This window comes from Catellatospora sp. NPDC049609 (assembly GCF_040675365.1).
Taxonomy (GTDB): Bacteria; Actinomycetota; Actinomycetes; order Mycobacteriales; family Micromonosporaceae; genus Catellatospora.
Genome location: NZ_JBFAOU010000420.1, coordinates 1 through 2,070, shown reverse-complemented (window position 1 = coordinate 2,070; position 2,070 = coordinate 1). Strand labels below are relative to the sequence as shown.

The 2,070-nt window shown below is 66.7% G+C and carries 2 protein-coding genes; both read left to right on the top strand.

Annotated features, from left to right (window positions below; translation table 11 throughout):
• Nucleotides 1-224: 224 nt before the first annotated feature.
• Nucleotides 225-1,532, top strand: a complete 1,308-nt coding sequence (locus AB0J67_RS40800; protein ID WP_363491145.1) for an ankyrin repeat domain-containing protein — start codon at nt 225-227, stop codon at nt 1,530-1,532.
• 67 nt (nt 1,533-1,599) lie between these two features.
• Nucleotides 1,600-1,779 carry a hypothetical protein gene (locus AB0J67_RS40795; RefSeq protein WP_363491143.1) on the top strand — a complete coding sequence of 60 codons (180 nt, stop codon included), beginning with the start codon at nt 1,600-1,602 and terminating at the stop codon, nt 1,777-1,779.
• Nucleotides 1,780-2,070: the final 291 nt, after the last annotated feature.

Sequence of the window (2,070 nt, the reverse complement as noted above, 5' to 3'; positions counted from 1 at the left end):
GGTCGCCGCCCGACCGCCCTGCATACATCAGATCCAGACCCTTGCGACGGAAGTGGGGTGGATAACTCCTCGGCACGCCACTCTCAACGAGCGAAACGTACGAAAGTCGACCAAAACGACTCCACGAAACCCGGGGAACATCAGCCCCTCCGTGTTATCGGGGGAAGCTCATCTCGATCGGGACTTCCCACATGTCACGCTCTTCTTGCAGGTAGTGTGCTCCCGTGGATCTCACAGAGGCTGTTGCGGAGGCGTTCGCTGCGCGCGACCCTGCCGAGCTTGCCCGGCTGTTCGCCCTGGGCGCTAACCCCGCGGCGCGCGATGAGGACGGCGTCCCATTCCTGCTCTTCGCGGCCGAGACCGGCGACGTAGAACTCGTGCGAACATTCCTCGACGCTGGGCTGCCCGTCGATGCCGACTGCGGCTACGAACGCGGCACTACTGCGCTGATCTGCGCTGTGCAGGAGGGCCACCGGCCGCTTGCCGAATTTCTGCTCACCTGCGGCGCCGACCCAAACCGAGTCGAGCGCGGCGACATCGAACCTGGCACAGCGCTTACCTTGGCGATGGAGCTGCCCGACGCCGCCCCCGTTGTGGCGATTCTTCTCGACGGCGGGGCTGATCCAAACCTGGCACGCCCAGACGGCTGGACCCCCCTGATGTTGGCCGCGTCCTACGGCCGCGAAGCGGTGGTGCGCCAGCTGCTCGAAGCGGGCGCCGACCTGAACGCCAGCGCGCACGGTGGCCAGCTCAACGCACTAGGTGCTGCTCGGCACGGCCAGCGTGAGACCGTAGTCCAGCTGCTGCTCGATCATGGTGCGGTGGAACCAGTTGACCCGAACGTCGCTCACCTCAAGCGCTCCCAGACCGAATTGGACAAATGGCTTGCCGCACACCCGCGCGGCGTCCTGCCCGCGCTGACGGAGCCCGGCGACGGCGCTGAGGTCGACGCCTGCGCAGGACGGCTGGCCGGGATCGTAGACAAGATCGTCGCCTGGTTCGCCACTAACGCCCCGCCCGCCGCGGCTCGGCTGGAGGCAGCCCGAGGCGGGGCGAACTCAACCGAGATCGCCTCCGTGGAGGCCACGATCGGGGTCCGCCTGCCCGCCGAGTTCCGGGCATATCTGCGCCTGTTCGGCGGCGTCGACGGGCTGGATATCGCCGAGTACGACGGGCTGTCTATGCGCGGCGCGCTGCGCACGTGGCAGGGGTTGGAGGAGTTACGCACCGAGGGCACCTTCGCCGCCTGGGCGCCGAGGGCGGTGGAGGCCGATAACGGGTATGTGCGCTTCACTTGGTGGCACCCCGGCTGGCTACCCTTTGCCCAGGACGGCGGCGGCAACCTATTCTGCATCGACCTCGACCCAGCTGAGAGTGGCGCATTCGGGCAGGTCATCTCCTGGGAGATCCACGCCGGCCCCGCCGGACCGGTACTTCCCTCGATCGAGGACTACCTGCGCCGCTACCTCGACCGGTTGCGCGCCGGGGAGTACCACTTCAACCCGGCCACCGGCTACCGGGACGGCGGGTGATCTCTCGTTCTCGGTGGAGTCGTGTGAGCCGTTCGATCCGCAGTCCAAGGGCGGTGTCGAGGCCACCGTGAAGATCGCGAAGGCGGACCTGGTGCCCACGTCGGCGAACCTGCGGGCCGAGTACGGTTCGTTCGCGGAGCTGGCCGAGGCGTGCGCGGAGTGGTGCGACCGGGTCAACGCCCGCGCCCATCGTGAGACCGGCGTGGCGCCGGCCGAGCGTCTGACTGGGCGTTTCAATTACGTATGAGATAGCTCGCGTTGATTCGCCGTGTGTCATTCCGGTCAAGGCGCGAGCCAGAAAGCGGCTTGCAGAATGACTTGCCCCGTTTGGCACGTCAGGTTTCTCCAGCGGATCGGGTCTCATTCGCAAAGGCGAGGTTTGCCGGACATCAGGTGCGATCCAGCGGCCACTGTCGATTGTCGGCGTACATGTACCACTGCAGAGGTGCGTACGCGTAGACGTACAGAGATCAGGCGGCTTGGGCCTGCGCAGAGGTGGCGCTGCCGTCGACGGATTTGAGGCGGTTCTTTAGCCGGT